This window comes from Streptomyces sp. MB09-02B (assembly GCF_033794485.1).
In the GTDB taxonomy this organism is placed as follows: Bacteria; Actinomycetota; Actinomycetes; order Streptomycetales; family Streptomycetaceae; genus Streptomyces.
This window is the reverse complement of the sequence record NZ_JARGEE010000602.1, coordinates 1-4,221: the sequence shown is the minus strand read 5'-3', so window position 1 is coordinate 4,221 and position 4,221 is coordinate 1. Positions and strand designations below refer to the sequence as shown.

3 protein-coding genes are annotated in these 4,221 nt (G+C 72.5%); 2 read left to right on the top strand and 1 reads right to left on the bottom strand.

Features of this window, described 5'->3' with window-relative positions; all coding sequences use genetic code 11:
* Positions 1-2,454 (top strand): ATP-binding protein (locus P1P70_RS41485; RefSeq protein ID WP_319247199.1); only part of this gene is annotated, 2,454 nt, incomplete at its 5' end.
* A gap of 108 nt (positions 2,455-2,562) precedes the next feature.
* Entirely contained in the window at positions 2,563-3,099 is a 537-nt protein-coding gene (locus P1P70_RS41480) for a hypothetical protein (protein ID WP_319247197.1), read from the top strand.
* A 115-nt stretch (positions 3,100-3,214) separates the two neighbouring features.
* On the opposite strand, the gene P1P70_RS41475 is transcribed toward P1P70_RS41480, so the two are convergent.
* On the bottom strand, positions 3,215-3,847 hold the full coding sequence (locus tag P1P70_RS41475; protein WP_319247195.1) for an IS5 family transposase: 633 nt from the start codon (positions 3,845-3,847) through the stop codon (positions 3,215-3,217).
* Positions 3,848-4,221: the final 374 nt, after the last annotated feature.

Here is a 4,221-nt window from a genome sequence, read left to right as displayed (position 1 = left end):
AACCTCCCCGTCCCCCTCACCCCCCTTATCGGCCGTACCGAAGCCCTGACCCGCCTTCTCCAACTCCTCGCCACTGCCCGCCTGGTGACCCTCACCGGCCCCGGCGGCGTGGGCAAGACCCGTCTTGCCGTCGGGGCGGCCGGCACGGGGACGGCCGACGAACTCCCAGACGGGGTCTGGCTCGTGGAGTTCTCCGGCGTCCGGCCCGGTACGTCCGCCGACCTGGCCCAGGTCGTGGCCTCCGCCCTCGGGATCCGGGACGACGCCCCGGCCGCACTGCCGGGCACCGGGGCCGGCACGCCCGCCCTGTCACCCGCGCACCGCCTCGCCGCCGTCCTGCGGGACCGCCGTACCCTGCTCGTCCTGGACAACTGCGAGCACGTTGTCGACGCCGCCGCCGAACTCGCTGAGCTGCTGCTGCGCACAGCCCCCGGCCTACGGGTCCTCGTCACGAGTCAGGAACCGCTCGGCCTGGCGGGCGAGACCGTGTTCCTCGTGGAGCCGCTCCGAACGGACGACGCCGTCCGGCTGTTTACCGAGCGTGCCGCCGCCTCCGCTCCCGGCTTCTCCCTCGACCCGGCCGCCTCAGACCCGGCCGACCGCGCCGCCGTCGCCGAGATCTGCCGCCGCCTCGACGGCATCCCGCTGGCCCTGGAACTCGCCGCCACCCGCGTACGCGCCCTGGGCGTGCGGGAGCTGGCGGCCCGGCTAGGCGACCGGTTCCGGGTCCTGACCGCCGGACAGCGTGGTGCGCCCGCCCGGCAGCAGACCCTGCGAGCGATGATCGACTGGAGCTGGGAGCTGCTCAGCGCGCCCGAGCGCATCGTCCTGCGCCGTCTCGCCGTACACAGCGACGGCTGCGACCTGGCCGCCGCCGAGGCGGTGTGCGCGGGGGACGGCGTGGCCCGCGAGGAGGTACTGGACCTGGTGACGCGGCTCGTCGACCGGTCGTTCGTTGTGGTCGTGGAGGGCCCGACCGGGCCTCGCTACCGACTCCTGGAGTCCGTCGCCGCGTACGCGACGGAGCGGCTGCACGAGATGCACGACCTCACCGCCGTACGCGATCGTCATCTGCGCCACTATCTCGCGCTCGCCGAGCGTGCCGAGTCCCGGCTGCGCTGTGCGGGCCAGCGGTCCTGGCTCGCCCGCCTGGACGCGGAGGCCGGCAATCTGCGCGCGGCGCTCGACGAGGCAGTCCGCCGCGCCGCCGCCGGGCAGGCCGACGAGGCCGTACGACTCGCCACCGCCCTGTCCTGGTGGTGGCTGCTGCGCGGCCGGCTCACCGAGGCGCGCCGCAGCCTGTCGACCGTCCTCGCCGCCACCCCCGACGCCGCCGCGCCCGAACTTGCTCTGCTGCACGCCGCGTTCGCTCTCCTCACCGGCGACCACACGGAGGCGTCGGCCACAGCGTCGGCCAACGCCGTCCCCGACCCCGTACGCCGGGCCCGCGCCCTCTGGCTGTGCGCGTACGGCCTGTTCAGCGCGGGTGAAGCGACCGCCAGCGCGGAGCTCAACGCACGGGCGCTCGCCCTCTTCGAGGCCGCGGGCGAACAGTGGGGCACCGCCGCCGCGCTTGGCCTGCGGGCCACGCTCGCCCTGGTCCGCGGCGACCTCGACGCGCTCGGCCGGGACGGGCTGCGCAGCGCCGCGCTCTTCGGTGAACTCGGTGACCGATGGGGCGAGTTGCAGACCGTGTCGCCGCTTGCCGCGCTCGCCGAGATCAAGGGCGACTACGAAGAAGCGGCACGCCGACAGCATGAAGGGCTGTGCATGGCACGCGAGTTGGGCCTGGAGGCCGAAGTGTCGGCGCGGCTGTCCGGGCTCGGCCGGCTCGCGCTGCTCGCCCGCGAGTGGGACCAGGGCCGCAGCCTGCACGAGCAGGCGCGTCGCATCGCCGCCGAACAGGGCTACAAGTACGGAGAGATCCACTCCGAGATGGGCCTCGCACTCGGCGCGCGCCGCTCCGGCGACCTCGACGCGGCCGAGGCGCACCTGCTGCACATCCGCGACGGCTACGCCGACGTGTCCTCGGAGGCGGGCGACCATCTGCTCCTCGCCGAGCTCGGCTTCGTCGCCGAACTCCGCGGCGACGCCGACCGGTCCGTCCGCCGTCATCTGCGAGGCCTGGACGTCGCCCGCTCCCTCGGCGAGCCACGCGCGCTCGCCCTCTCCCTGGAGGGCCTCGCGGGCGCGGCGGCCCTGGGCAGGCAGAGGCCGGCCGCCGAGTGCGCCGCGCTGCTGCTCGGGGTGGCGGACGCGGCACGCCGAGAGGCGGGCGCCCCGCTGCCGCCCGCCGAGCGCGCAGACGTCGACCGCGTCACGGCGGCGGCCCGGGCGGCCCTGGGCGGACCCGCGTTCACGGAGGCGTTCGCCCGCGGTGCGCGGCTGACCGCGGAGGAAGCGATGAGCCACGCCCGTACGACACTCAACTGGCCGGACCTAAACGCTGGTTGAGCCTTAGAAGTTGTTGTCTTTCCGGACTTGAGGGCGGCGTTTTCGCTGGTCAGGAGTAGGGGCGGTGATTCTTTGGGAGTCGTGTCGTCGCTCCCCGGGAGGTTGTGGATGCCGTCGGTTGTCGGACTGCTGGAACAGCACGAGCTCGCTGCTCGCTGTCGGGTCGACGGGCTGCGTGCGGAGGCCGACCGTATCCAGGCCGAACTGGCCGTGGCCGAGCTGGAATGGCAGGAGTGGGTCATCGCCCGCAGGCGGGTCGATGCGGTGCTGGCTCCGGACTGCGGCAGCACCGCCGGCACGGAGAACGTCCTGGATCCGCGGGCTGCGGGCGGGCCGTCGGCGCCCCGGGATTCGGCGAAGCCGAAGTCGCAGGTGCCGGTGTGGCGTGAGGGGCTGGCCTGGTCGGTGCTGTCTGTGGACTACCAGCGCATTCTGCAGGCGCTCTCCGACCGCGACCGGCTCCATCAAGGGCCGCTGACCTGCCAGGAGTTGGCCGTGATGTTCGGTCTGGACGCGGTGCCGGCCAAGGTGGAGGCGCTGCGGTCGAAGGCGAAACGTCTGGTCGCGCGGGGCTGGCTGGCCGAGCGGCAGCCGGGCCGGTTTACCCTCGCTGCGGGTGTGGCCGGGCGAGGCGGCGGGTCATGAGCAGGTTCATCGACCAGTAGATCATCGCCTCGGCGCTGGTAGCGCGGCGCTCAAAGTCGCGTGCCAGGCGGCGGGTGCGCATCAGGTGGGCGAAGAAGCGCTCGACGATCCACCGCTAGGGCAGGACCACGAAGCCGCGCATGTCGTCACTGCGTCTGACGATCGCGAGGACCAGGGCGAGCGTGGCCAGGCAGTACTCGACGAGGTTGCCGGTGTAGCCGCCGTCGGCCCAGACCAGTTCCAGCCGGTGGTGTGCGTCGGTGACCTGCCCGAGCAGGACCTGGGCAGCGGCGCGGTCGCCGGTGTCCGCGCCGGTGACCATCACGCCCAGCAGCAGGCCGAGCGTGTCGACCACGACGTGCCGCTTGCGCCCGTTGACCAGCTTGCCGCCGTCGAAGCCGCGGCTGTCCAAGCCGACGACGGCATCCGCTTTGACGGACTGCGAGTCGATCACGCCGGCCGTCGGCTCCGTGTCGCGCCCCTCCCTCTCGCGGATCCTTGCGCGCAGCCGGTCGTGGAACTCCTTGACCAGGGCGTGGTCGCGCCAGCGGCGGAAGAACGCGTAGACCCGGTCCCACGGCGGGAAGTCGGCAGGCATCGCCCGCCACTTGATGCCGTTGTCGACGAGGTAGCGGATCGCGTCCAACATCGCCCGGTGGCAGTACGCCTCCGGCTGCCCGCCCCGGCCGCGCATCCAGCCCGGCACCGGGAGCAGCGGCCGGACCACGGCCCACTCCGTGTCCGTCATGTCCGAGGGATACCGCCGAACACGTTCCGGGTGATCGGCCGCGTTTCCGAACCGGTGAGCGACACAATCACACGTCGGTGCAGCCGAGTTGAACTCCACCGGCCCTCGCCGAAGGCGAACTCCTGCTGCAACAGGGTCTCCTGGATCTCGGTTGGCTTCGCAACCCCGAGCTACCAAGAGGCCCTGCCTTCATGCCCGCGGCCAGCTGCGATCACCCGATCGAGACTCCCGTTCGACACACACTCCTCGAGATCGGAACGACAACAGCTACTAATCTTGACTCTGTCGGGGATCTTGGAGTTGCCGAGGTCAGCTGCCCAGGGTTCGCCAGGACTTCGGCCGGTGGATCTCGCGCTGGTCGAGGTAGTTCTGGA